This window comes from Halopolyspora algeriensis (assembly GCF_003337235.1).
Taxonomy (GTDB): Bacteria; Actinomycetota; Actinomycetes; order Mycobacteriales; family Pseudonocardiaceae; genus Haloactinomyces; species Haloactinomyces algeriensis.
Map to the genome: position 1 here is coordinate 39,738 of NZ_QPJC01000012.1, position 24,552 is coordinate 64,289.

Annotated in this window: 22 protein-coding genes; 2 read left to right on the plus strand and 20 right to left on the minus strand. The window is 68.0% G+C overall.

All coding sequences use genetic code 11. The annotated features are described in order from the left end of the window. Nucleotides 1-92: 92 nt before the first annotated feature. The 4 genes from DFQ14_RS16850 to DFQ14_RS16865 form a co-directional block, all read right to left on the minus strand. Nucleotides 93-2,666, minus strand: coding sequence for an ATP-dependent Clp protease ATP-binding subunit (locus DFQ14_RS16850; protein ID WP_114454274.1), 2,574 nt, complete (start codon nucleotides 2,664-2,666; stop codon nucleotides 93-95). 332 nt (nucleotides 2,667-2,998) lie between these two features. Next, nucleotides 2,999-3,847: an ABC transporter ATP-binding protein gene (locus tag DFQ14_RS16855; protein WP_114454372.1), complete on the minus strand. Its 849-nt coding sequence runs from the start codon at nucleotides 3,845-3,847 to the stop codon at nucleotides 2,999-3,001. A gap of 119 nt (nucleotides 3,848-3,966) precedes the next feature. Continuing rightward, nucleotides 3,967-5,073 (minus strand): FecCD family ABC transporter permease, encoded by a 1,107-nt coding sequence (locus DFQ14_RS16860; RefSeq protein ID WP_114454275.1) that lies wholly within the window; start codon nucleotides 5,071-5,073, stop codon nucleotides 3,967-3,969. Next, complete coding sequence (locus DFQ14_RS16865) at nucleotides 5,070-6,164, minus strand: FecCD family ABC transporter permease (protein ID WP_246195854.1); 1,095 nt, start codon at nucleotides 6,162-6,164, stop codon at nucleotides 5,070-5,072. Before DFQ14_RS16865 ends, DFQ14_RS16860 begins: the two co-directional genes overlap by 4 nt. 95 nt (nucleotides 6,165-6,259) lie before the next feature. Here DFQ14_RS16865 and DFQ14_RS16870 point away from each other — a divergent pair, with 95 nt between their 5' ends. Continuing rightward, nucleotides 6,260-7,252: an ABC transporter substrate-binding protein gene (locus DFQ14_RS16870; RefSeq protein ID WP_114454276.1), complete on the plus strand. Its 993-nt coding sequence runs from the start codon at nucleotides 6,260-6,262 to the stop codon at nucleotides 7,250-7,252. A gap of 100 nt (nucleotides 7,253-7,352) precedes the next feature. Here DFQ14_RS16870 and DFQ14_RS16875 read toward each other — a convergent pair whose 3' ends face one another. From DFQ14_RS16875 to DFQ14_RS16915, 9 genes are all read right to left on the minus strand, one after another. Further along, nucleotides 7,353-7,706, minus strand: a complete 354-nt coding sequence (locus tag DFQ14_RS16875) for a histone-like nucleoid-structuring protein Lsr2 (protein WP_114454277.1) — start codon at nucleotides 7,704-7,706, stop codon at nucleotides 7,353-7,355. A gap of 293 nt (nucleotides 7,707-7,999) precedes the next feature. Then, nucleotides 8,000-9,457, minus strand: coding sequence for a lysine--tRNA ligase (gene lysS, locus DFQ14_RS16880; RefSeq protein WP_246195862.1), 1,458 nt, complete (start codon nucleotides 9,455-9,457; stop codon nucleotides 8,000-8,002). Nucleotides 9,458-9,701: 244 nt separating this feature from the next. Next, a complete protein-coding gene (locus tag DFQ14_RS16885) occupies nucleotides 9,702-10,529 on the minus strand; it encodes a type III pantothenate kinase (protein WP_114454279.1) in 828 nt (275 codons plus the stop codon). 69 nt (nucleotides 10,530-10,598) lie between these two features. Further along, complete coding sequence (gene panD, locus DFQ14_RS16890; protein ID WP_114454280.1) at nucleotides 10,599-11,093, minus strand: aspartate 1-decarboxylase; 495 nt, start codon at nucleotides 11,091-11,093, stop codon at nucleotides 10,599-10,601. A 123-nt stretch (nucleotides 11,094-11,216) separates the two neighbouring features. Beyond that, nucleotides 11,217-12,167 carry a pantoate--beta-alanine ligase gene (panC, locus tag DFQ14_RS16895; RefSeq protein WP_114454281.1) on the minus strand — a complete coding sequence of 317 codons (951 nt, stop codon included), beginning with the start codon at nucleotides 12,165-12,167 and terminating at the stop codon, nucleotides 11,217-11,219. Then, entirely contained in the window at nucleotides 12,164-13,060 is an 897-nt protein-coding gene (locus DFQ14_RS16900) for a Rossmann-like and DUF2520 domain-containing protein (protein WP_246195853.1), read from the minus strand. Before DFQ14_RS16900 ends, panC begins: the two co-directional genes overlap by 4 nt. A gap of 261 nt (nucleotides 13,061-13,321) precedes the next feature. Beyond that, a complete protein-coding gene (locus tag DFQ14_RS16905) occupies nucleotides 13,322-14,530 on the minus strand; it encodes a PrsW family intramembrane metalloprotease (protein WP_246195852.1) in 1,209 nt (402 codons plus the stop codon). A 63-nt stretch (nucleotides 14,531-14,593) separates the two neighbouring features. Then, on the minus strand, nucleotides 14,594-15,574 hold the full coding sequence (locus DFQ14_RS16910) for a DUF6779 domain-containing protein (protein ID WP_114454283.1): 981 nt from the start codon (nucleotides 15,572-15,574) through the stop codon (nucleotides 14,594-14,596). A 201-nt stretch (nucleotides 15,575-15,775) separates the two neighbouring features. Next, complete coding sequence (locus DFQ14_RS16915; RefSeq protein ID WP_114454284.1) at nucleotides 15,776-16,240, minus strand: DUF3180 domain-containing protein; 465 nt, start codon at nucleotides 16,238-16,240, stop codon at nucleotides 15,776-15,778. Between the two features lie 154 nt (nucleotides 16,241-16,394). Between DFQ14_RS16915 and DFQ14_RS16920 the strand changes: the two genes are divergently transcribed. After that, nucleotides 16,395-17,354 (plus strand): MerR family transcriptional regulator, encoded by a 960-nt coding sequence (locus DFQ14_RS16920; RefSeq protein WP_114454375.1) that lies wholly within the window; start codon nucleotides 16,395-16,397, stop codon nucleotides 17,352-17,354. Nucleotides 17,355-17,405: 51 nt separating this feature from the next. Here DFQ14_RS16920 and folK read toward each other — a convergent pair whose 3' ends face one another. The 7 genes from folK to tilS form a co-directional block, all read right to left on the minus strand. Then, nucleotides 17,406-17,900, minus strand: a complete 495-nt coding sequence (folK, locus tag DFQ14_RS16925; protein ID WP_114454285.1) for a 2-amino-4-hydroxy-6-hydroxymethyldihydropteridine diphosphokinase — start codon at nucleotides 17,898-17,900, stop codon at nucleotides 17,406-17,408. Continuing rightward, the gene (folB, locus tag DFQ14_RS16930) at nucleotides 17,897-18,289 is read right to left on the minus strand and encodes a dihydroneopterin aldolase (protein ID WP_114454376.1); all 393 of its coding nucleotides are present in this window, start codon (nucleotides 18,287-18,289) and stop codon (nucleotides 17,897-17,899) included. The genes folK and folB overlap by 4 nt, the downstream gene beginning before the upstream one ends. Beyond that, nucleotides 18,282-19,127, minus strand: coding sequence for a dihydropteroate synthase (gene folP / locus DFQ14_RS16935; protein ID WP_246195851.1), 846 nt, complete (start codon nucleotides 19,125-19,127; stop codon nucleotides 18,282-18,284). The genes folB and folP overlap by 8 nt, the downstream gene beginning before the upstream one ends. Before the next feature lie 13 nt (nucleotides 19,128-19,140). Continuing rightward, nucleotides 19,141-19,782: a GTP cyclohydrolase I FolE gene (gene folE / locus DFQ14_RS16940; RefSeq protein WP_114454287.1), complete on the minus strand. Its 642-nt coding sequence runs from the start codon at nucleotides 19,780-19,782 to the stop codon at nucleotides 19,141-19,143. Nucleotides 19,783-19,851: 69 nt separating this feature from the next. Next, entirely contained in the window at nucleotides 19,852-22,383 is a 2,532-nt protein-coding gene (ftsH, locus tag DFQ14_RS16945) for an ATP-dependent zinc metalloprotease FtsH (RefSeq protein WP_114454288.1), read from the minus strand. 463 nt (nucleotides 22,384-22,846) lie between these two features. Beyond that, a complete protein-coding gene (hpt, locus tag DFQ14_RS16950; RefSeq protein ID WP_114454289.1) occupies nucleotides 22,847-23,404 on the minus strand; it encodes a hypoxanthine phosphoribosyltransferase in 558 nt (185 codons plus the stop codon). A 45-nt stretch (nucleotides 23,405-23,449) separates the two neighbouring features. Continuing rightward, nucleotides 23,450-24,421 (minus strand): tRNA lysidine(34) synthetase TilS, encoded by a 972-nt coding sequence (tilS, locus tag DFQ14_RS16955; RefSeq protein WP_257233749.1) that lies wholly within the window; start codon nucleotides 24,419-24,421, stop codon nucleotides 23,450-23,452. Nucleotides 24,422-24,552: the final 131 nt, after the last annotated feature.

Consider the following 24,552-nt stretch of genomic DNA (forward strand, 5'->3'; position numbering starts at 1 on the left):
GCAGCGCCGGAACAGCAGTGGGCCCCCGCACCCGAGGGATGCGGGGGCCACTGTGTCGTACGACCGACGTACCGGGGCTCAGCCCGTTCGGATCACTCCGAGTCGGGGTTCTCCGGCGTCTCGTCCGAGCCCGCCGAACCGGAGGCACCGGAGGAACCGGCCAGGTCGACCGGCGGCGAGTCCGGCACGACCGACGGCTTGCTCTCGCTGCGGAAGACGAACTGGGCCTGGTCGTCCGAGCCTTCCTCGTTCTCCCAGCCCTCGACGTCGACGATGACGATCTGGCCGGCCTCGACCTCGCCGAACAGGATCTTCTCGGACAGCCTGTCCTCGACCTCCCGCTGGATGGTGCGACGCAGCGGCCGGGCACCCAGCACCGGGTCGAAGCCCCGCTTGGCCAGCAGGCGCTTGGCCTTGTCGGTCAGCTCGATGGACATGTCCTTGCTCTTGAGCGCGGTCTCCACACGCCCGGCGAGCAGGTCCACCATCCGGACGATCTCTTCCTGGGTCAGCTGGTGGAAGACGATGACGTCGTCGATCCGGTTGAGGAACTCGGGCCGGAAGTGCTTCTTCATCTCCTCGTTGACCTTGGACTTCATCCGCTCGTAGTTCGACTCGGCGTCGTTACCCGCGGAGAAGCCCAGACCCACGGCCTTCGAGATGTCGGCCGTGCCGAGGTTGGAGGTGAAGATCAACACCGTGTTCTTGAAGTCCACGACACGGCCCTGACCATCGGTCAGGCGACCGTCCTCCAGCACCTGCAGAAGCGTGTTGTAGATCTCGTGGTGCGCCTTCTCGATCTCGTCGAACAGGACGACGGAGAACGGCTTGCGCCGCACCTTCTCGGTGAGCTGGCCACCCTCTTCGTAGCCGACGTACCCCGGAGGGGCACCGAACAGCCGCGAAGCGGTATAGCGGTCGTGGAACTCACCCATGTCGATCTGCACGAGCGCGTCGTCGTCACCGAACAGGAACTCCGCCAGCGACTTGGACAGCTCGGTCTTGCCGACACCGGACGGCCCGGCGAAGATGAACGAGCCGGAGGGACGCTTCGGGTCCTTCAAGCCCGCACGCGTACGGCGGATCGCCTGGGACACGGCCTTGACCGCATCCTCCTGGCCGATGACCCGCTTGTGCAGCTCGTCCTCCATGCGCAGCAGCCTGGAGGTTTCCTCCTCGGTGAGCTTGAACACCGGAATACCGGTCCAGTTCGCCAGCACCTCGGCGATCTGCTCGTCGTCGACCTCGGCGACGACGTCGAGGTCACCGGCCTTCCACTGGGTCTCGCGCTCCTCCTTCTGGTTGAGAAGCTGCTTCTCCTCGTCCCGGAGACGCGCGGCCCGCTCGAAGTCCTGCCCGTCTATGGAGGATTCCTTGTCCCGGCGCACCTCGGCGATCTTCTCGTCGAACTCGCGCAGGTCCGGCGGCGCGGTCATCCGACGGATCCGCATCCGCGCGCCCGCCTCGTCGAGCAGGTCGATCGCCTTGTCCGGCAGGTACCGGTCGTTGATGTAGCGGTCCGCCAGCGACGCCGAGGCCGCCAGTGCCGAGTCGGTGATCGACACCCGGTGGTGTGCCTCGTAGCGGTCCCGCAGACCCTTGAGGATCTCGATGGCGTGCTCCAGGGAGGGCTCACCCACCTGGATCGGCTGGAACCGACGTTCCAGCGCGGCGTCCTTCTCGACGTGCTTGCGGTACTCCTCCAGCGTGGTGGCACCGATGGTCTGCAACTCACCACGGGCCAGCATGGGCTTGAGGATGCTCGCGGCGTCGATGGCTCCCTCGGCGGCACCCGCACCGACCAGCGTGTGGATCTCGTCGATGAACAGGATGATGTCACCGCGGGTCTTGATCTCCTTGAGGACCTTCTTGAGGCGCTCCTCGAAATCACCGCGGTAGCGGGAACCGGCGACCAGCGAGCCGAGGTCGAGGGTGTAGAGCTGCTTTTCCTTCAGCGTCTCGGGCACCTCGCCCTTGACGACCTTCTGGGCCAGCCCCTCCACGACGGCGGTCTTGCCGACACCGGCCTCGCCGATGAGCACCGGGTTGTTCTTGGTGCGCCGCGACAGGACCTGCATGATCCGCTCGATTTCCTGGTCCCGGCCGATGACCGGGTCGAGCTTGGTCTCGCGGGCGGCTTGAGTCAGGTTGCGGCCGAACTGGTCGAGAACCAGCGACGACGACGGAGTGCCCTCGCTACGGCCACCGGCCTCGGCCGGCTCCTTGCCCTGGTACCCGGACAGCAGCTGCAGTACCTGCTGACGCACGCGGTTGAGGTCCGCACCGAGCTTGACGAGCACCTGCGCGGCCACGCCCTCGCCCTCGCGGATCAGGCCGAGCAGGATGTGCTCGGTACCGATGTAGTTGTGGCCGAGCTGCAACGCTTCACGCAGCGACAGCTCCAGCACCTTCTTGGCCCTCGGGGTGAATGGGATATGACCACTCGGAGCCTGCTGGCCCTGGCCGATGATCTCCTCGACCTGCTGGCGCACGCCTTCCAGGGCGATTCCCAGCGACTCCAGCGCCTTGGCGGCGACACCCTCACCCTCGTGGATCAAACCCAGGAGAATGTGCTCGGTGCCGATGTAGTTGTGGTTGAGCATCCTGGCCTCTTCCTGGGCCAGGACGACCACCCGCCTCGCGCGGTCGGTGAACCTCTCGAACATTCGCACTCCCTGACTGCTGCGCCGGCGGTCTCGTACCGGGCACGGCCCCTGATCACGCCGATGCCCGCGATGGGTTCAGCACTCTGTGGCCCACTGTAGTAGCTGCGGGGCCTTCCGGGCCTTTCCGGCTGGCAGTCTGCTGTTCACGTGGTTGTATTACTTCGGGTGCAACAAAGCCCTGACCTGCGACATTCCGCCGTCGAACGCCTGAGGGGGCCCTGTCCGCCCAGCGCGAACAGGGTGGCTGCTTCCCCGATTCGCACGGCGAAAGGTCGCTGTGGCGGGGCGGCGGCGGTCGGCGCGGCCCCGGGCGGCCCGGTACTGCCCGCCGGTTACGCGGACCCGCCCGTGCGGCGCCCGCCGACGGGCACGACCATGGGCGTGCCCACCACGGGATCGGCGATCACACGCGCACGCAGCTCGAACACGTCGGCGAGCAGTTCCTCGGTGAGCACCTCGTGCGGTCGCCCCTCGGCCACGACCGCACCGTCCTTCATCGCCACCAGCCGGTCGACGTAGCGGGCGGCAAGGTTCAGATCGTGCAGCACCATCACCACGGTACGCCCGATTTCGTCGTGCAACCGTCCGATGAGGTCCAGCACATCCACCTGGTGGGACAGATCCAGGTAGGTCGTCGGTTCGTCGAGCAGGAGCAGGTCGGTGCCCTGGGCCAGCGCCATCGACAGCCACGCTCGCTGGCGCTGTCCGCCGGAGAGCTCGTCGACCGCCCGCTCGGCCAATTCCGTGATCCCCGTCATCGCCAGCGCCTCGGCCACCGCCGTCTCGTCCCGCGAGGACCATTGCCGGTACCAGGCCTGATGAGGGTGTCTTCCGCGCGCGACGAGGTCGGCGACGCTGAGCCCCTCGGGAGCCGCCGGTGACTGGGGCAGCAACCCGAGGGTGCGGGCGACCTCCTTGCTCGACATCTTGTGAATCCGTCCGCCGTCGAGCAGCACGCTTCCTCGATCCGGCCGCATCAGGCGGCCCAGCGCGCGCAGCAGGGTCGACTTGCCGCACCCGTTCGGGCCGATGACACCGGTGATGGTGCCGTCGACGACGTCGAGGTCCAGGCCGTCGACGACCACCTGCTCGCCGTAGGACAGGCGGAGGTCTCTGGCCCGCAGGCGCTGCGACTGCTGCTCGACGTCGTCGGCCGCGGCCGACCTGCCGCGGGTGATCACGTCGGTCCGCGCCGTGGCTGCGGCTTCGTCCGGAGCCGAGGATCCGACGGGGTGGCCCGGGTCTGCCGGAGCTTCGTCGCCCTCTGTGGCCACGGTCTGCCTCGACGTGTGCGATGCGGTCACGTGCGAACCTCCCGGTACCGGTGAACGAGCAGGTAGATCAGGTATGGCGCGCCGAGAACCGCCGTGATGACCCCCACCGGCAGTTCGAGGGTGCCGAACGCCGTGCGCGAGATGACATCGGCACCGAGCACCAGCGTCGCGCCCAGCACCATCGACGCCAGCAGGGGCGGCCGTGCCGTGCCCGAAAGTCGCAGCGCGATCTGCGGCGTGGCCAGGGCGACGAAGGCGATCGGGCCGGCCGCCGCCGTGGCCAGCGAGGCCAGCACGGCCGCGGCCAGCAGGAACACGCTGCGGGAAAAGGTCACGCGGACACCGAGCCCGCGCATCGTGTCGTCGTCGAACTGCAGCGCGCCGAGAGCGTGGGCTCCGACGAGGACCACCGGGACGAGCACGGCCAGTGCCAGCCCCACCGGCACGGCATTCTCCCAGCCCCGCGCGTTGAGGCTGCCGGTCAGCCACACCATCGCCCGGCCCGCTTGCTGCACGTTGTCGAGCGTGAGCAGCCAGAGGGTCGTATTGACGGCCAGCGCGTTCACTCCGACACCGACCAGCACCAGCCGAAACGAGTCCACACCGCTGCGGTAGGCCAGCAGGTGCAGCAGAAGCCCGGAGAGGACCCCGCCCAGCAGGGCGACGACCGGCAGTCCGACCGAGGCGATCAGACCGCTGACGCTGCCCAGGGTGCCGCCGAGCACGATCACGGCCGTGGCCGCGGCTCCCGCCCCGCTGGTGATGCCGAGCAGGTCCGGGCTGGCCAGCGGATTGCGGATGACGGCCTGCATCAGTGCCCCGGCCAGACCGAGCGCAGCCCCGACCAACAACCCGGTCAGCGAGCGGGGCAACCGCAACTGCATGATCACGATCCGCGCGCCACCGTCACCACCCCCGACCAGGGTGCGTAGCACCCCGAGCGGGGTGATCGGATACTCCCCGAGGGCCAGGTTGCAGGTGAACCCCACCAGCAGCACCACCAGACCGCCGAGCAGCACCAGCAGCGGCCGCAGGCGCAACACCCCCGAGACGGGCCCCAGGCGCAGCGGCGCGCGGGTGGGCACCGTCACGCGCTCGCCATTCCCCTTCGCGGTGTCCAGGACCCCGGTCACAACCGCACCAACTTCCTCCGGCGCACGAGCGCGATGAAGAAGGGCGCACCGACCATCGCCAGCATGACGCCCACCTGGATCTCCGAGGGCCGGGCGACGATGCGCCCGACGATGTCGGCCAGCAACACCAGGCACGACCCCATCAACGCCGAGAACGGCAGCAGCCAGCGATGGTCCGCGCCGGCGAGGAAGCGGGCGACGTGCGGGACGATGAGACCGACGAAGCCGATCGGCCCGCACATCGCGACCGCGCTGCCGACGAGCACGGCGATCGCCGCGATACCCGCTGCCCGGGACCACCCCACGTGGTGGCCCAGCGAGCGCGCGACGTCCTCGCCGAGCGAGAGGGCGTTGAGCCCGGCAGCGTTGGCCAGCCCCAGCACGAGACCGAACAGCAGGAACGGCAGGACCTGCCAGATGAGCGCGGTGTCGGTGACGGCGATCGAGCCGACCTTCCAGAACCGGTAGGTGTCCAGGCTCTGCCGGTCGAGCAGCACCAGCGCGGAAGTGACGGCCTGCAGCAGGGCACTGATCGCCGCACCGGCCAGGGCCAGGGCGACCGGGGTGGCCCCGCCCCGACCGATGGATCCCACCGCGAAGACGGCCAGGGCAGCCAGCAGTGCCCCACCGAAACTGAACCAGATGAAGCCGAGCATGGTGGTGATTCCCAGGGTGAACACCGCCAGCACCACGGCCAGGCCCGCACCCTGCGTGATACCGAGGATGCTCGGAGCGGCGATCGGGTTGCGCGTGTGTCCCTGCAGCAGCGCTCCCGCGAGCCCCAGCGCGGCGCCCGCCAGCACGCCTGCCCACGTCCGCGGAAGACGCAAATCGTGAATGACGATCCCGTTCGCGGTGTCCGGGTGCCACAGCGCGGTCCACACCTCGGCGGGCGGGATGAGCTTCGCCCCGATCAGCAGGCTCAGCAGAGCACTCAGCACGAGCAGGGCGGCAAGGGCTCCGAGACCGGCCAACCTCCTGCGACGCCGCGCGGCGATCCCGTCCTCGTCGGGCGTTCCCGCGAGCGGATCCGCATCCGCGCGGTCAGCATCCGGCCGGTGAGGGTCGCCCACCGTGACACTGCGACTCACACCGCACTCCCTTTTGCCGGACACCGTCGTTCACTTAGGTTAGCCCCACCTAGGTTAGGACAACCTAAGGTCTACGGAAACAGGGAGGGACACGGATGTCCACATTCGGACGCCTGCGGAGGGCTGCCACGCGCGCGATGGCGGTCGGGGCGGCGTGCGGGCTCGCCACACTGGGAGTCACCGCGTGCGGCACGGAAGAACAGGCACCGGCACAGTCCGGTGGTGACACGCGCGTGGTCGAACACGCGATGGGCAAGACTCCGATCACCGGAAAGCCCCAGCGCATCGTCACTCTGGACGCCACGTTCACCAGTGCCGTCATGGCGCTGGACAGCCAGGTCGTCGGATACACGACCTTCGGCGGGCGCAAGGAACTCCCGGAGTACCTCGGGAAGGACCGACAGACATACGGAGCGCAAGCGCAGTGGGTCGGCAGTCTGTCCAACCCCAACCTGGAAAAGATCGTCCAGCTCGATCCCGACCTGATCCTGTCGGCGAAGGTGCGCCACGAGCAGCTTTACGAGCAGCTCTCCGAAATTGCCCCTACCGTGTTCAGCCAAACCACCGGCGGAACCTGGAAAGAAAACCTGCTGCTGACCGGCCGCGCTCTCGGAAAGGCCGGCCTCGCCGAGCGCAAGCTCGACGCCTACGAGCAGCGCGCGAAAACCGTCGGTGACAACGTCCGCAACGCACTCGGCCGGAACCCGACGATGTCCATCGTTCGATTTGCCGGAGAACCCACGGTTCGGCTCTACACGAAGGAGTCGTTCCCCGGAATCGTACAAAGCGACACCGGTCTCGCCCGCCCGGAGGGACAACCCACCACCGACGGCATCGCGGTGAACCTGAGTCAGGAAAGAATCCTGGAACTGGATGCCGACCACATCTTCATCACCGTCTACCCGGACAAGGCCGGCGACGCCGCCGAGACGCGGAACGCCTTCCGGTCGAATCCGCTCTGGAACAAACTCACCGGCGAGAAACACACGGTCAACGACATCACCTGGATGACCTCGGTGGGATTGCACGGCGCCCACGCGATCCTGGATGACATCGCCACCACATTCGGGGTCGATCCGGCTCGGTGAGACAGCGGCACGGTGCGCCTCGAGGTTTCCGTCTCGAGCGCACCGTGCCCGGAGAAGGCGTCCGGCCCGCTGCAGGATGGGCAGCCGCTGTGGCCGGGAATCAGTGTGCCTTGTGATACTGCTCGACGATGTCGGCCGGGATGCGACCGCGGTCGGAGACCTTCAGCCCCCGCTTCCGGGCCCATTCCCGGATCGCCTGATTCTGCTCACGATCCGCACTGGTCGGCCCACTGGAAGCACGCGAGGAGGACCCGCTCTTCGGGCCCGGCTTCTTGCGGCCACCCGCACGGCGGGCGCTGGACACGAAGTTACCCAGGGCATCGCGCAGCTCGGCCGCATTGTCGTTGGAAAGGTCGATCTGGTACGACACACCATCCAACGCGAACTCGACGGTCTCGTCCGCCTGTCCTCCGTCCAAGTCGTCGACCAGGGTGACCGTAACTTTCTGCGCCATCTTCGAAATCCTTCCCGAGTACTCCCACAGCGGGACGGTGACCGGTCATCGCTCCTCCGGCCATCGGGCCTGAGGCCGGGATCGCCAAGACCGGCGTTCATCCGACATCGAAGCGTCACCGAAGAGGTGAATAACCTGTCACCGAACCATTCTCTCGGTCAGGTTAGCGCAGTAACGCTCTTTGCGCACTCACCGGGTAGAAAACCCACCGACGTTGCCGCTCGAGTGGGTTCTCTCTTACCCGCTGCCGTGTCCTTTGTTCCCGATCGGCGAAGAGTCCCGAGAGGGGAAGGTCATTCCGGGCGCACCAGTGGGAAGAGGATCGTCTCGCGGATACCGAGGCCGGTCAACGCCATCAACAACCGGTCGATTCCCATACCCACTCCGCCGCAAGGCGGCATTCCGTACTCGAGGGCGCGCAGAAAGTCCTCGTCCACCGGCATCGCCTCTTCATCGCCTGCGACGGCCAGCCGGGCCTGTTCCTCCAGGCGCGCCCGCTCGGTGACCGGATCGACCAGTTCGGAGTAGCCGGTGGCGAGTTCGACTCCCCGGACGTAGAGGTCCCATTTCTCCGCCAGCCCCGGCTCGGAGCGATGCTGCCGGGTCAATGGGGCTGTATCCACCGGGAAATCCCGAACGAAGGTCGGAGCATAGAGATGGTCGCCGACGAGATGCTCCCACAGTTCCTCGACCAGTTTGCCGTGCCCATAGCCGGGATCGAGCTGGGTCAAACCGACATCCTCGGCGTGCTTGCGCAGCGTTTGCACCGAGGTTTCGGGAGTGACCTCGGAGCCCAGCGCCTCCGAGAGAGATCCGTACATCGTCAGTGTCGACCATTGGCCGGACAGGTCGTACTCGGTGCCGTCGGCCCAGGTGACCACCTGGGTTCCGAACAAAGAGTCCGCGGCTTCCTGGATCAATGCGCGGGTCAGCTCGGCCATCGAGTCATAATCCGAGTAAGCCTCGTAAAACTCGAGCATCGCGAACTCCGGAGAGTGGGAAGAATCACTCCCCTCGTTGCGGAAGTTGCGATTGATCTCGAATACCTTCTCGATCCCGCCGACCACGCAACGCTTGAGATAGAGCTCCGGAGCGATTCGCAGGAAGAGATCCATGTCGAAGGCCTGCGAATGCGTCACGAACGGACGTGCGGAGGCTCCACCCTGCAATGTCTGCAGCATGGGAGTCTCCACCTCGATGTAGTTCCGCCGGTGGAAGGAGTCGCGCAGCGACCGCAACGCGCCGGCACGCGTGCGCACCGTCTCCGCCGCCTGATCACGCACGATCAGATCGACATAGCGCTGCCGCACCCGAGTTTCCTCGGCGAGGTCCTTGTGCGTCACCGGCAACGGGCGCAGCGCCTTGGCCGCGACCCGCCACTCGTCGGCCAGCACCGACAGCTCACCCCGGCGCGACGTGATGACCTCGCCGTGCACGAAGACGTGGTCGCCGAGATCCACATCCGACTTCCACGCGGTCAGCGAGTCCGCACCGACCTCGTTGCGGCTCAGCATGGCCTGCAACTCGCTGCCGTCGCCGCCGCGCAACGTCGCGAAGCACAATTTCCCGGTGTTGCGCAGGAACATCACGCGCCCGGCCACACCGACGCGATCTCCGGTACCGGTATCGGCGGGCAAGTCCGGGTGGGCGGCGCGCACCTCGGCGAGGGAGTGCGTGACCGGCAGGGTCACGGGGTACGGGTCCACACCCTCGTCCAGCAGTCGTTTCCGCTTCTCCCGGCGCACCCGCATCTGTTCGGGAAGGTTTTCGGCACCGTCAACGGAGGTGGATCGATCCTGGTCAGTCACGATTGTCCAGGGTACGGATCGCCCTCCGGGCACCTCGGAGCAGGAGGGGCATGCCGTCCCCGTAAGGCGGGCCCGGAGCGGCATCGTCCGGCTGCTCGGCTGCTTGCGCTCGTCAGAGGAGCGGCGCCAACCGCTCTCCCTCACGCACGCCACCGGCACCGCGACGCAAGCCGACCCGCACACCCCTTCATCCGAAGTTGCGGTCGAACACCAGGCGTAGACCGAGCAGAGTCAGCTCGGGAACGTGGTGTGAGATCATCTGCGACTCGGTGACGATCAGCGGTGCCAGTCCGCCCGTGGCCAGCACCGTGGTCGAGCCACCGTGCGTCTCCTCCAGATCCGCCACGATGCGCCGCACCAAGCCGTCCACCTGGCCGGCGAAGCCGTAGAGAATGCCCGACTGCAGGCATTCGACGGTGTTCTTGCCGATCACCGAACGCGGCCGGGCCAGCTCGACCTTGCGCAGCTGCGCAGCACGGGAGGCGAGAGCATCCAGCGAGATCTCGATGCCGGGCGCGAACGCGCCGCCCAGGAACTCGCCCTTCGCCGAGATCGCATCGATATTGGTGGACGTACCGAAGTCCACCACGACACAGTTGCTGGAATGCAGGTGGTGCGCGGCCAGGGTGTTGATCACGCGGTCGGCGCCGACCTCCTTGGGGTTGTCCACCATCAGCGGGACGCCCGTGCGCACCCCCGGTTCGACGACCACGCGCGGCACATCACTCCAATAGCGCCCCAGCATCACGCGCAACTCGCGCAGCAGGGTGGGAACCGTGGACAGCGCCGCGATACCGGTGATCTTGCCCGCGTACTCGCCGAGCAACCCCCGTACGGTGAACGCGAGCTCGTCGGCGGTCATCCGCGGTTCGGTCCGCATCCGCCAGTTCCGGACCAGGGTCGCTTCGGCCTTGGGACGGCGGGCCGCACCGGCATCGGACTCCGTACCGCCGGCGGTATCGTCGTAGAGCCCCAGCACGATGTTGGTGTTGCCGACATCGATGGCGAGCAGCACCGTCGCCCCTTCCTTTCCGTCCTCTCCTGGCGCCCCTGTCGTCTCCGGGCACCGGATGCACCTGTCCGTTCACGCCTCGGGGTGTTGCAGCAGGGCATCGAGTCGCGCGGCATCGTCGGTCTCGGAGGACGCGTCCTCGTCGACCGTGGAGGCCACCGACACCGCCGTGCTCGCCAGCCCCGAACCGGCCGGAGCGTGGCCGGGATCCCCTCCTCGCTCGACGATGCGGTTGTCGGCATCGACGAACAGCACCCGCGGCCGCGACGACCGCGCCTCCAGTTCGTCCATCACTCCGTAGGAAATCAGGATCACCAGATCACCCGGGTACACGAGATGTGCCGCCGCACCGTTGATGCCGATCACTCCGGAGTCTCGCTCCCCGGTGATGACATACGTTTCCAGCCGCGCCCCGTTGGTCACGTCCACGATCGTGACCTGCTCGCCCTCGAGCAGATCCGCGGCCTCCATGAGAGCGGCGTCCACCGTCACCGAACCGACGTAGTGCAGGTCCGCCTCGGTCACCGTGGCGCGATGGATCTTGGACTTCAACATCGTACGGAACATCGCGGGTTTCCTTTTCGATCCTCTGATTCACCGGCGCGGTGGAGGGTGTCCCGCCACGGACACCATGTGCCCGGTGGGCTCGGTGCTGCCTGTGGACGGTTGCGGAACGGATGCGGCCACACCTCATGACGCCTCCGGTCCCGCGGGGTCCTCCGGCGGGGACCCGTCCCCGGAACCACCGAGCAGGACCAGCGCATTGTCGATCAACCGGGTCTCGCCCACCGTGGCGGCGATCAACAACCGGGCCTCCCCCTCGGCCGGTGCGGGACCGAATTCGGGATCACGCAGCTCCAGATAGTCCACGCGCACGAGCGGTTCGCTGTCGAGGACCTCGCGCGCGGCCGACAGGACCGCACTCGCCCCGGCACCTCCTGTCGCGACATGCGCCCCCGCCGTGAGCGCCGCGGACAGGCTCAGGGCCGCCTCACGTTGCTCGGCGGTGAGGTAGGCGTTGCGGGACGACAGCGCGAGACCGTCCGGTTCCCGGATCAACGGGATGCCCTGGACGGCCACGTCGAAGTTCAGCTCCCGCGACATCCGGCGCACCAGCGCGAGCTGCTGGTAGTCCTTCTCCCCGAACAGCGCCAGGTCGGGTCGTACGATGTTGAACAGCTTCGCCACGATCGTGAGCACCCCGGCGAAGTGCCCGGGCCTGCTGGCACCTTCGAGCTGGTCGGCCGGTTCCCCGGGATGAACGGTGATCTGCGGATCGGAGCCGTAGACGTCCTCCCGTTCCGGCGCGAGGACCAACTCGACGCCCTCCTCGCGGCACATCTCGACATCGGCGTCGAACGGCCGGGGGTAGCGCTCGAAATCCTCACCCGGGCCGAACTGCAGCGGGTTGACGAAGATCGACACCACCGTCACGCTGCCCGGCACGCGGCGAGCGCGACGGATCAGTTCGCGGTGCCCCTCGTGCAGGGCCCCCATCGTGGGCACCAACGTGATCGTGCGTCCGGTTCCGCGCAGTGCTCGAGTGACCTTGGCCAGTTCCGCGGGGAAGCGGTGCACGGTCAGGGACCCCGGGGTGTAACCGGGTCCCGCGCCGACGTTGTCCGGCGTGGCCGATGTCATGGTCTCTCCTCGTCGAGTACCTCGCGTACCTCGGCGGCGTCTTCCGTACGCAGGATTCCGGACCGTACAGCACGTTCGGCGGTGCGGGCGGCCAGCTCGACATAGCCGGGCACGACCGCGGGGTCCGCCTGCTCCAGCACCTCGAGATGAGTGCGAACGGTGCCGGCATCACCTCGCGAAACCGGGCCCGTGATCGCGCGATCGCCGTAGCGCAGGGCATTGTCCAAAGAGGCCGACAGGAGCGGCGCCATCACCCGGTCGGCCGCTTCGACACCGGCATTGCGCAGCAACTGCGCACACTCGTTGATCAGCGTGATGAGGTGGTTGGCTCCGTGGGTGAGCGCGGCGTGGTACAGCTTGCGGGCGCTTTCCGGAACCCGGACCGGTTCGGCACCGAGTTCCAGCGCCAACACCTCGGCGACGTTCCAGGCCGCCTCGTTCTGCTCGGGTGCGGTCACCGCCACGCAGGCACTGGCCAGGCGCTCCACGTCCTCTCCACGGCCGGTGAAGGTCATGGCCGGGTGCAGCGCGACGGGCAGGACACCGGCTTCGGCTGCGGGGGCGAGCACCTCCACACCGTGTGCACCGGAGGTGTGCACCACGATCTGACCGGAGCGCAGCGATCCGGTGGCGACCAGCCCGCGGACCATGCCTTCCAGCACGTCGTCCGGGACCGCCAGGAGCACCAGGTCCGCCTGTCCGGCCACCTCGTCGGGAGGGCACACCGCGACGCCGGGCAGCAGTTCCTCCGCACGCGTCACCGAGGCCTTCGACACCGCGGACACGGCCGCGACGGAGTGCCCCGCTCGCTGTAGCGCAGCCCCCAGCACGGTGCCGACCCGCCCCGCGGAGACCACCCCGACGCGCAGCCGGGGGCCCGCGCCCTGGCGCACCGCACCATCAACGGGGCCGCTCGGCCTCCATGGCTCATCAGACCCAGAAGACACGCTCACGTCGTCCTCCCAACCGTTCCAGTCCCAGCTTCCGGGTACCGGACAGCGGCGCGAGAGTAACCGGAAAACCGGGCGAGGGTGATACTCGGGTGACGAGAACCACGGCACGCACTCGGGCCGGTTCCCCTTCCGGCGCCGCATCACGGCACTAGCCGGTGCCGAGCATGGCGTGAGCGGGCGCTCCGCGGCCGAAAGGGCTCACTATTTCGGGTGCATCTGTGTCAGCTCGGCCAGCTTGATGCGGGCGGTCTCGAAGGCGTGCTGCGAGCCGCTTGCCGAGCGGCGCGCCGACTTGAGGTCGGCGATCAATTTCTCCCGGCGTGCCCGCCGAACGACGCTGGTGGTGCGCCCCTCGGCGGCCCGGTGCTGCAGGAACGCCAACTCGGTCACGGCGATCTGGTAATCGCGCACCGCCTTGGCGGATTCGGGCCCCGCGCTGCTGCGTACCTTGCGCTGCCACCCGCGACGGCCGGACAGGCTCGCGAGCATGTCCACCTCACTGGCTGCGATCAACCCGGCACGCTGCAATGCGGGCAACTGCTGGGCGACGATGCGTTGCTCCCGCCTGCGCTGCCAGACCACCAGCCAACCGGTGCCCACGAAGATCGGCACCATGATCAGGAAGTAGATGTTGAGGAATTCCGTGCCCCCCAGCAGCGTCGCCCCGTTCCACGCCGCGTGCAGTACGGCGGCGGTGACATAGCCGAGGACGGGCCAGGCAATGCGCATCCCGCTGCGGCGGGTTCGTGTCGCCAGCCCGATGCTGATTCCCACCATCGCACTGAACAGCGGGTGCGAGAACGGGGAAAGGATCCCGCGCAGAATGAACACCGCGATCACACCACCGCCGACACTGCCCACACCGCCCTGCGCGAAAGCCTGGCCGAAGTAGAAGATGTTCTCGGTGAAGGCGAATCCCGCCGCAGCCAGCGCCGCGTAGACGATGCCGTCGACGAGTCCGTTGAACTCCGAGCGGCGCCGGAACCACAGCGCCATCACGAACAGCGCCTTGGCGGCCTCCTCGATCAGCGGCGCCGTCACGACCAGGGTGAACACCACCGTGGCGTCCCCCCCGAACAGGAAGCTCCCGAACCCGGTCATGGCGTCGTTGAGCAGCAGCGCGCACGCCGTGGCACCACCGGCTCCCCACAGAAAGGCGCCGAGCAACAGCCGCGGCGGCTCCGGTTCCCACCTGTCGATCCACACGATGGCGGCGAAGACCACACCGACCGGAAGCAACGCTGCCAACGCGCCGACCACGGCCGCCAGGTAACCGACACGTGTGGTGGCGATGCCGAGCATCGTCAGGCCGCACATACCGAGCGTGATCAGCCCCGCGACGGGCCAGCCCACGGCGTGGTGTTTGTGCGCCTGGAGCCTGCGCGCCCCCGAAAGATCAGGTTCGGACACACGCGCACTCTAAAACGCGGCACCGACCGGCAACACCATCCGACCTTGCGCCTTCACAACGATTCAACCGCTGCGGCGGCGACGGCGCCCGCCGTCACGGGCGGAACCGTAGGCGGCCAGCAAGTCGACCACCGAAGTGCCCTCGGCATGCGCACCGTCCGCGGCCTGTGAGGTCCCCTCTGCTTCGGGAGGTTCCTGTCCCGCGGGGTGGTTGTGCACGGGACCGGCAGCGGAGGAAGCCCCCGGCAAGTCGCCCTGCGCCTGCGGGGAAGGCGACACACCCTCCGCGTCACCCGTCCGAGGCCGGGAAGGCGGCGAGGGCGCGGGGGGCGGAGGCGGGGGGTGCGGCGCTCGAGCGCCACCGGGTGAGGGATGCGGAGCTTGGCGTGTCGCAGGCTGCACGGCCTCCGGCCGAGGCACTTCACCGGTCCGGCCGGACGCTTCGGTGGCCACCGGGGAAATGTGCCTGTCGGTGCCGGCGCTCGAACTCCCCACCACTGCACGGCCCGAGGTGTCGTGTGTCCGGATCTCCGCCGGATATCCCTGCCCGCGCGCGTTCCCGGCAGCTCCCGGATCGGGCAGCGACCGAACGCGGGTGGACTCCGTGTGCAGCGCCACGCGTTCGTACAACACGTCCCCGCCGACCAGACTCTCCAGTGTCTCGCGAAGGTGGCGCAGTTCGGCGCGCAACGACTCCATCTCACCGTCGGCTTCTTCCGCGACCCGGCGACGAGTCTCGTTTTCGACCTCGAGCTCGAATTCCCTGCGCGCTGCGACCTCCCGTTCGAGTTCCAACTCGTAGAGACGTTGCCGTTCGGACAAGCGCTCGTCGTGCTCCGCGGCCCGGTTGCGCAACCGCACGACCGCGAGCGCCGCGATCAGCGTCGCCCACAGCGCGGCAACCAACCCCAGTCTCAGCAATCGTGCGCTGTCGCCGAGTACCAGCACCGCTGTGGCGGCCACAGCCGGAACGAGCACACCGCCCCACAGCACCGTCGCGCGACCGCCCTGGGGTGCGGGCTCGGAGCCATTCGGGTCGGGCATGGACACACGGTACCCGGATTTATCGGTTCGAAATCTGCGGGGAGGCTCCCCGGCCGCATTGTTCTCCCAGGCAGTGCACTCCTGTCCCCTCGAGGGGTGATCACTGCTCCATTGGAGGGATTCGTCGAATACTTCCGGCCGAACGCGCCGAGCACCGGCAATGCCATCGGTCATCCGCGGTTTTTTCGGCGCGGACGTGCTCTACTCCTCGTCCTCGGTGTCGGATTCCGGTTCATCGGGATTGCGCAGGCAGAATTCCAACCACAATCCCGCTGCGATCAGCGCTCCGGCACTGACCATCCCGACCACGGCCGCCCCCGTGTCGGATCGGGCCGCCTGGATGTCGCCGAACATCGGCAGCACATAGCCGAGCAGTCCCAGCCACACACCCGCCATGATCGCGCCGGCCATCGACGACGCCTTCGCCAGGGCCACTGCCCGTGTCGCGGTCATCGGATCCACCGGCTCCGTGCCTTCCCTGCGCCGGATCCGCGGGCGCAACGTCCACGCGAGGACGGCGTCCACCACGGCGATCACCAGCAGGGTCGCCCCCGCCAGAAGAGGGATTTCGGGCAGGGCGCCATAGTCGATGCGCACCGCGAAATAAACCAGCACCGCCGCGACCAGCCCGGCAGCCGCAAGATGCCGGGACTTCGTATACGTCATCTGCCCTCCGTGCCGGACACTGCTGTCACACCCCAGGATCCCATCCCGTCGGCCGCGACCCACCGGACGCATCGGGTTGATCGAGCGCCACCGCAACACCGAACCGAAAATCGTGCTTGAGTCTCCAGCGGCTGGAGGGCCGAGAGTGAACCCCGTGGACGACACCGCACCGCCCCAGGACCGGCTCTACACGATCGGGGAACTGGCACACCGGACCGGGTTGCCGGTCAAGACGATCCGGTTCTACTCCGACAGCGGCGTGGTACCGCCCACCGACCGCACGCACTCCGGCTACCGGCTCTACGACATCGAGGCCGTCACCCGGCTCGAACTGGTCCGCACCCTGCGTGAGCTGGGAGCCGGACTCGACGACATCCACCACGTCCTGTCCAGCCGGACCACGCTCGGGCATCTCGCCCGAACGCACCTGGACCTGGTGGAGAACCAGCTGCGGCAGCTGACGACCCGACGAGCCGTGCTGCGGGCGGTCGTGAAGCAGGACAGTACGACCGAAGAGGTGAGACTCATGCACGAACTGGCGAAGATGTCCGACGAAGAACGCGACCGGATCATCGACGAGTTCTGGGACGAGGTCACCGAGGGCCTCAACGTGAACCCGGAGTTCGTCGCGTGGATGCGCTCGGCCAAGCCGCACCTGCCCGACAACCCCTCGACCGAGCAAGTCGAGGCGTGGATCGAACTCGCCGAACTCGTCAACGACAGGAGCTTCCGCGACTCCGTGCGCAGCATGAGTGCCGAACAGGCCCGGATACGCGACGCCGGGCAGGAATACGACTTCTCCCAGGGCCGCGTCGAGGAGTCGTGGGACGTCATGGACGAGATCACCGAGATGCGGCAGGCCGGGACGGCACCGGACTCGCAACAGGCCCGCGCGCTGGTCGGCCGGTTCGCGAGCATGGTCGCCCACGACCGGGCCACTGACGACGACGCCCGGTTCCGGAGCACGCTCGCCGACGAGTTCGAACAGCACGACCTGCGCCAGATCCGTTACTGGGAACTGCTGGCCACGATCAACGGCTGGCCGAAGCGGGGAATGCTCTCGGCCGAGGACACGACGTGGCTCGTCGCGGCGCTTCGTACCTCGGCGAAGTAGTACGACATCTCGGTCGCATTCCCGCGACATGTGCGGCCGCCCGGGTGAGCCCTACCGCAGGGTGAGGTCGTCGCGCCGGTGCACCCCGGCGAGGTCCTCGGCGGGCAGCGTCTCCACGATGCCCGCGACGGCGCCGTGCCCGGGGAGCTCGGCCGTCGGGTCGACGGCCAGCCACGGGATCAGCACCGTGGCCCTGCTCGGAGTGCCCGGATGCGGCAGCAGCAGGTCGGGGTGGTCACTGCGGACGTCGTCCACGGTGACCACGTCGACATCGAGCGTGCGCGGGCCCCACCGCTGCTCTCGGCGGCGCTCCGCCTCGCGCTCCAGCTCCTGCGCCCGGCGCAGCCATCCCCACTCGTCGACCGAGCCGGACTCGACGATGATCACCGCGTTGAGAAAGTCCGGCTGGTCGGTCACGCCCCACGCCGCCGTCTCGTAGACCGGCGAAGCCGCGAGGAGCATCTCGGCCAGCCCGTCCACCGCCAGTCGCAGATACGCCAACCGATCACCGAGGTTCGACCCCAACGACAGCACCGCCCTGCTCATGCGGACTCGGTTTCCCCGCCACGGTCTCCCCGCCGGGAACGGCGGATGGTCACAGCGACGTCGTCGAAGGTCAGCGGGATCGGAGCCGACGGCTTGTGGATGGTGACCTCGGCGGCGTGCGGGCGATGATCGGTCATGATGTCGTCGGCGATCTCTGCGGCTACCGTTTCGATCAGGTCCCGGGACGGTCCCGCGACAATGTCCGCCGCTCGCTCGGCGAGCACACCGTAGTGCAGTGTCCGGCCGACATCGTCGTCGGCGGCGGCCCCGCCGAGATCGGCCCACACCGTGATGTCCACCAGGAACTCCTGGCCATCGCGCTTTTCCTCGTCGTAAACACCGTGATTGCCGCGCACCCGCAGGCCGGTCACGGTGATCCGGTCAGCCAACGGAGTCCCCACCACTGTGCCATGCCGCCGTGACCTTCGCCGCGTCCAGCGAACCCACGATGTCGTGGACCCGGACACCCCACGCGCCGCGGTCCGCGGCCAGCGCCGACACGATCGCCGTGGCCGTGTCCCTCTCGGATGCCGGGCGTGGTTCCCCTTGCGCATCGGCGAGGACACGGCCGAGGAAGCGCTTTCGGGACGCCCCCACCAGCACCGGAAAACCCAGGCCGACGAACAGGTCCAGCCGGTGCAGCAACGCCCAGTCGTGCTCGGCGGTCTTCGCGAAGCCCAGACCGGGATCCAGCACGATCGCCGATTCGGACACCCCCGCCGCCAGCGCCGCATCCACCTGCCGCAGCAACTCGTCGCGAACATCGCCGACCACGTCGCCGTAGGTGGCGAGCGAGTTCATGTCGCGGCTGTGACCCCGCCAGTGCATCAGCACCCACGGCAAGCCCGTCTCGGCGGCGACCCGGGCCATGTCGGGGTCGGCGAGCCCGCCGGAGACGTCGTTGATCGCGCTCGCTCCTGCTCCGGCCGTCGCTTCCGCGACCTCGGCCCTGGTGGTGTCCACGCTCACCGGAACGCCGGCCGCGACCAGCTCGGTGACCACCGGCAGGACCCGCTCGGTCTCCGTAGCGGCATCCACCCGATCCGAGCCGGGGCGGGTGGATTCGCCCCCCACGTCCACGATGTCCGCACCCTGCGCGTGCAGCTCGATCCCGTGCGCGACAGCCGCCCGACGATCCAGGTACCGACCGCCGTCGGAAAAGGAGTTGTGCGTCACGTTCAGCACACCCATGACCGCGCAGCGGTCCGGCTGTGGCAAATCCTTCATTGCTCTTCCCGAATCAACGACCGTCTCGGATCAGCGACAGGGCCTCGGACCTCGAGGACGACGACGACCTGAAGATCCCCCGCACCGCCGAGGTCGTGGTCGTCGAACCCGCCTTGCGCACTCCGCGCATCCCCATGCACAGGTGCTCGGCATCGACCACCACGATGACACCCCGCGGATCGAGCTTACGCGCCAGTGCATCGGCAATCTGCGAGGTGAGCCGCTCCTGCACCTGCGGGCGTTTGGCGTAGAGGTCCACCAGACGGGCGATCTTGGAGAGCCCGGTCACGCGCCCGTGCTCGTTCGGGATGTAGCCGACGTGTGCCATGCCGTGAAACGGCAGCAGGTGATGCTCGCACTGGGAGTACACCGGAATGTCCCGGACCAGGACGAGTTCCTCGTGGGATTCGCCGAAGGTGCGGTTGAGCACCTCGTCCGGGTCGGTGTACAGGCCTGCGAACAACTCCTGATACGCGCGGGCGACACGAGCCGGGGTCTCCTGCAGACCTTCCCGGTCAGGGTCCTCCCCCGCCGCGCACAGAAGCTCACGGATCGCGGCCTCGGCCCGAGCGTGGTCGAACCGGGGCTTGGCGACGGCATCGTCTCCGGGCGCGGTCTCATCACCCGGCCCGGCCGAACCGGTCGTGCTGGTCACTGATCGTTCCTCCACCGGTGGCGACGCCCGGTCACGAAACCGGGCGCCCGTATCCTCCGGAGTCGACGGCTACCGGCTTGCGGTGCCGTTCCCGTTCTCGTCGTCGGAGTCCGACCTCGAGTCGGACGGACCGCCGCGGGACTGCTCGCCGTGCTGCTCACCCTGCGAAGGAGCTCCCTCCGCATTCGGTCCCGGCCGACCGTTGGACTCGGCGCCGAAGTGGTTCGGCTGTGCCTGACCCTGCTGGCCCCGCTCCCAGGAGGGCACCCAGTTGTACGGCTGCTGACCGGCCGCCTGCTGTTCCGGACGGCCCGCGGGTGAGGTCGCCGGAGTCCAGCCGGGAGGAGCACCGTAGTTCGGAGGCACGCCCTGCGGGGGCTGGTCGCCCCGGTTGTTCTGCGGGAACTGCAGGGTTCCCGAGGACTGCCCCGCAGCCGGCCGGTCACCGCCCGGCTGATGAGGGCCAGGGCCCTGCTGCCCGTGCGCCTCGGGATGCTGCGCGCCATCGGGACCCTGCTGCGGCTGCCCGTACTGCTGCTGGTCACCGTACTGCGCCTGGTCATACTGCGCCTGGTCGTACTGGGACCAGCCGTACTGCGGTGCCCCCGAACCGTTCGGGCTCGGTGCGGCACCGACCGGGGCCGGAGTCGGCTCCTCGGTGGGCGGCGGCCACGGCTCGCCACGCTCCCTGGCTTCTTCCCCGGGCGTCTTCACCGGCGGCTTGTCCGAGGGCGTACGTCCACCGAAGTCGTTGAACGCGGTGATCCGGGGACGCTTCTCCACCCTGGCGAAGATGCGCTCCAGTTCCTGGCGGTTCAGCGTCTCCTGCTCGATGACCTCCAACACCAGGTTGTCGAGCACATCACGATAGGTGTTGAGGATCTCCCACGCCTCGGTGTGCGCGGCCTCGATGAGCTTGCGCACCTCCTCGTCGATCTCATGGGCGACCTCGAACGAGTAGTTCGGCTGCTGTCCCGCCGAACGACCCAGGAAGGGGTCACCTTCCTCCTTGCCGTACTTCACCGCGCCGAGCCGCGCCGTCATGCCGTACTCGGTCACCATCGCACGGGCGATCTTGGTGGCCTGGTCGATGTCGCTGGAGGCACCCGTGGTGGGCTCGTGGAAGACCAGCTCCTCGGCCGAGCGGCCACCCAGCGCGAACACCAGCCGGGCGATCATCTCCGACCGGGTCATCATGTCCTTGTCGTCCTCGGGGACGACCAGCGCGTGCCCGCCCGTGCGGCCACGGGGCAGGATCGTGAGCTTGTAGACCGGCTCCAGGTCCGGCATCGCCCAGGCGGCCAGTGCGTGACCGCCCTCGTGGTAGGCGGTGATCTTCTTGTCACGATCCGAGATGATCTTGTTCTTGCGGCGTGGGCCACCGATGACCCGATCGACCGACTCCTCCAGAGCCGCCGCCGTGATGAGCTGACCGTTCTCCCGTGCGGTGAGCAGCGCCGCCTCGTTGACGACGTTCTCCAGATCGGCACCGGAGAAGCCGACGGTGCGCTTGGCCAGACCCTCCATGTCCGCATCCGGCGCCAGCGGCTTGCCCTTGGAGTGCACCCCGAGGATGGCCTTGCGACCGCGCAGATCGGGCGCGGAAACCGGGATCTGGCGGTCGAAACGACCGGGGCGCAGCAGCGCCGGGTCCAGCGTGTCCGACCGGTTGGTCGCGGCGATCAGAATGATGCCGCCCCGCGAGTCGAACCCGTCCATCTCGACCAGCAGCTGGTTCAACGTCTGCTCGCGCTCGTCGTGGCCACCGCCCAGGCCCGCACCGCGCTGGCGCCCGACGGCATCGATCTCGTCGACGAACACGATGCACGGCGCGTTCTGCTTGGCCTGCTCGAACAGGTCACGCACCCGCGAGGCACCCACACCGACGAACATCTCCACGAAGTCCGAACCGGAGATCGAGTAGAACGGCACTCCGGCCTCGCCCGCGACGGCGCGAGCGAGCAGCGTCTTACCGGTCCCCGGGGGCCCGTACAGCAGTACGCCCTTGGGAATTTTCGCACCCAACGCCTGGTATCGGGTCGGATGCTGCAGGAAGTCCTTGATCTCGTGCAGTTCCTCGACGGCCTCGTCCGCGCCCGCGACATCGCCGAACAGCGTCTTCGGCATGTCCTTGGTGAACTGCTTGGCCTTGGACTTGCCGAAGTTGAGGACCCGGTTTCCACCGCCCTGGGCGTTGTTCATCATCCACATGAGCAGCAGGACGAGCAGTCCCAGCGGGATCATGTAGATGAGCAACTGGCTCCAGAACGAACTCTGGGACACCTCGGTGTTCCAGTTGCCCATGTTGGCCTGGCGGATCTCACCGACGATCTCGTCGGTGGCGCCGGCGGGGAACTGCGCGATGATGCGGTTGCTGCCCTGGACCTGGACTCCCTGGTTCAGGGTGAGCTTGAGCCGCTGTTCCTTGTCCTCGATGGTGGCCTCGGCCACGTTGCCCTGCGAGATCTGTTGCAGGGCCTTCGACGTGGACACGTCGGTATAGCCCCGCGTGTCGTCGAAGAGCACGTTGAAGCCGTAGAACAGCAGCAACACCGCCAGGAGCCACAGCAGCGGGTTGCGGAGCAGGCGCTTTCGGTCCATTCACTTGCGGCCGGCGGGGCGGCCTCGACCCTCCCTGACTTTCACGTCGGGCGGCGGTAGGCGTCCATGTCGACGTCCACCCCCGGTTCAGACCAGCGTACCGCTCGCCGCAGCAGCGAAGCTGCACGAGTCGTTCCGCAGGCATTCCAGACTACCCACCCACCGACGTCAACGGTCGGGAAACCTCAACAGTTCCCGCAGTGAGCAGCAGTTGTGTTTCGAAGCACCGGGTGACCGAATCGGCCGGAGCGTGACCGACAAGCCGTGTCCGTGCGGCACCGCTCGCCACCGCCGTCGACAACCATCCGTACTCACGATGATTCACTACCCAGCGGCACACGAACCGATGCATCCCCCGCAGGAGGGCCCCAGCTTTCGCAGGAACCGATCCCGGCGGGGTGCCTTGATCGGCTGTCCGATCCGTCACCTTTATACCTCAACAGTCCAGCGGCAGGACACATTCCTACGCCCCGGAGGTGTAGACCTTCGGATCGAGACTGCCGATATAGGGCAGGTCACGATAGCGCTCGGCGAAGTCGAGACCGTAACCGACGACGAACTCGTTGGGAATGTCGAAGCCGACATACCGCAGCGGCACCTCGACCTGCACGGCATCGGGTTTGCGCAGCAGCGTGCAGACCTCCAGGGAGGCCGGGTCGCGCGAGGCCAGGTTCTTCAGCAGCCACGACAACGTCAGGCCGGAATCGATGATGTCCTCGACGATCAGCACGTGCTTGCCCGCGATATCGCGGTCCAGATCCTTGAGGATGCGCACCACCCCGGACGAGGAGGTCGACGAGCCGTAGGAACTGACCGCCATGAACTCCAACTGGGCAGGTTGGGGAAGCGCTCGGGCGAGATCGGTCATCACCATCACGGCCCCTTTGAGCACTCCCACCAGCACCAAGTCACCTCCCCGGAGGTGCTGATAATCCTCATCGATCTGCTTGGCCAGTTCGGTGATCTTGTCATTGATCTGCTGCTCGGAGATGAGCACGGAGGCAATGTCGCCGTCGTACACGGCCCTGCTTCCCCTCTCGATACCTGGTGCGCGTTCACCCGTCACTCACCCTGTCGGCGGTACGCGTTCACCCCATTCCACCAGAAGCGTCCCACGAGCACGTCGCAGCACGAAGTTGCCCGGCAGAGCGTGACCGCCCTGACCACGCCAGTCCCCGACGAGCGCGTCCGACTGGCGCAGGTGGGCATCACTGAGTTCGGGAACACCCCGATCCAGCAACCATGCGCGCAAAACCCGTCGCCGCACCGCAGCGGGCTCGGAGGCCAGGGAAGCGGCATCGAGCACCCCGTCCGACTCGACGCGCCTGCGAGCGTTGTCGGCAAAAGCGTCCAGGGCGTCGGTGTCGTCACGCAACTGCTCGGCGGTTCGGGCCAGCGCAGCCGCGACCCCACCCTGCAGCACCTCTTCGAGCAGCGGAAGGGCTTCGGTGCGCAGGCGCACCCGCGTGAACCGGGAATCCTCGTTGTGGGGATCCTGCCACGGCCGCAGGCCGAGTTCCCGGCAAGCCTGCAGGGTCGTACGGCGCGGCACCTCCAGGAACGGGCGGGCCCACGGCCCGTCCAGCGGCCGCATCCCCCCGACCGACCTCGGTCCCGAACCGCGACCGAGCCCGAGCAGCACCGTCTCGGCCTGGTCGTCGAGAGTGTGCCCCAACAGCACGAGCGCACCGTGCGGACGTGCCTCGCGCAGAGCCGCATAGCGCGCTCGGCGCGCCGCCGCCTCGACCCCTCCGGCACCCTCGACCTCGACCCGGATCGTGCGGACCTCGTCGCACCCGAGTTCGTCGAGCTGTTCGGCGGCACGGGCTGCCACCTCGGCGGAACCGGACTGCAGATCGTGGTCGACGATCACTCCGTGCACCGCGATGCCGCGCCGGTGCGCCACGTGCGTGGCTGCGGCGGAGAGCGCCAGTGAATCCGCTCCCCCGGAGCAGGCGACCACCACGGGCGCTTCGAGGTGGGGAGCTGCCTCGGCGGAGTCGAGGAGACGGCGGACAGCGGCGCGCACGGCGCTCACGGCGGGAGCTGGTGGCACAGCCCCATTCTCTCCCGGAGGGAGTGGAGAGTATGCGGTCGGCTTGCGCAGTGGTGCGGTGGCGGAACCTCGGACGTCGCCTCGACGCCGGGAGTCGGCACATCGAGTAGCCA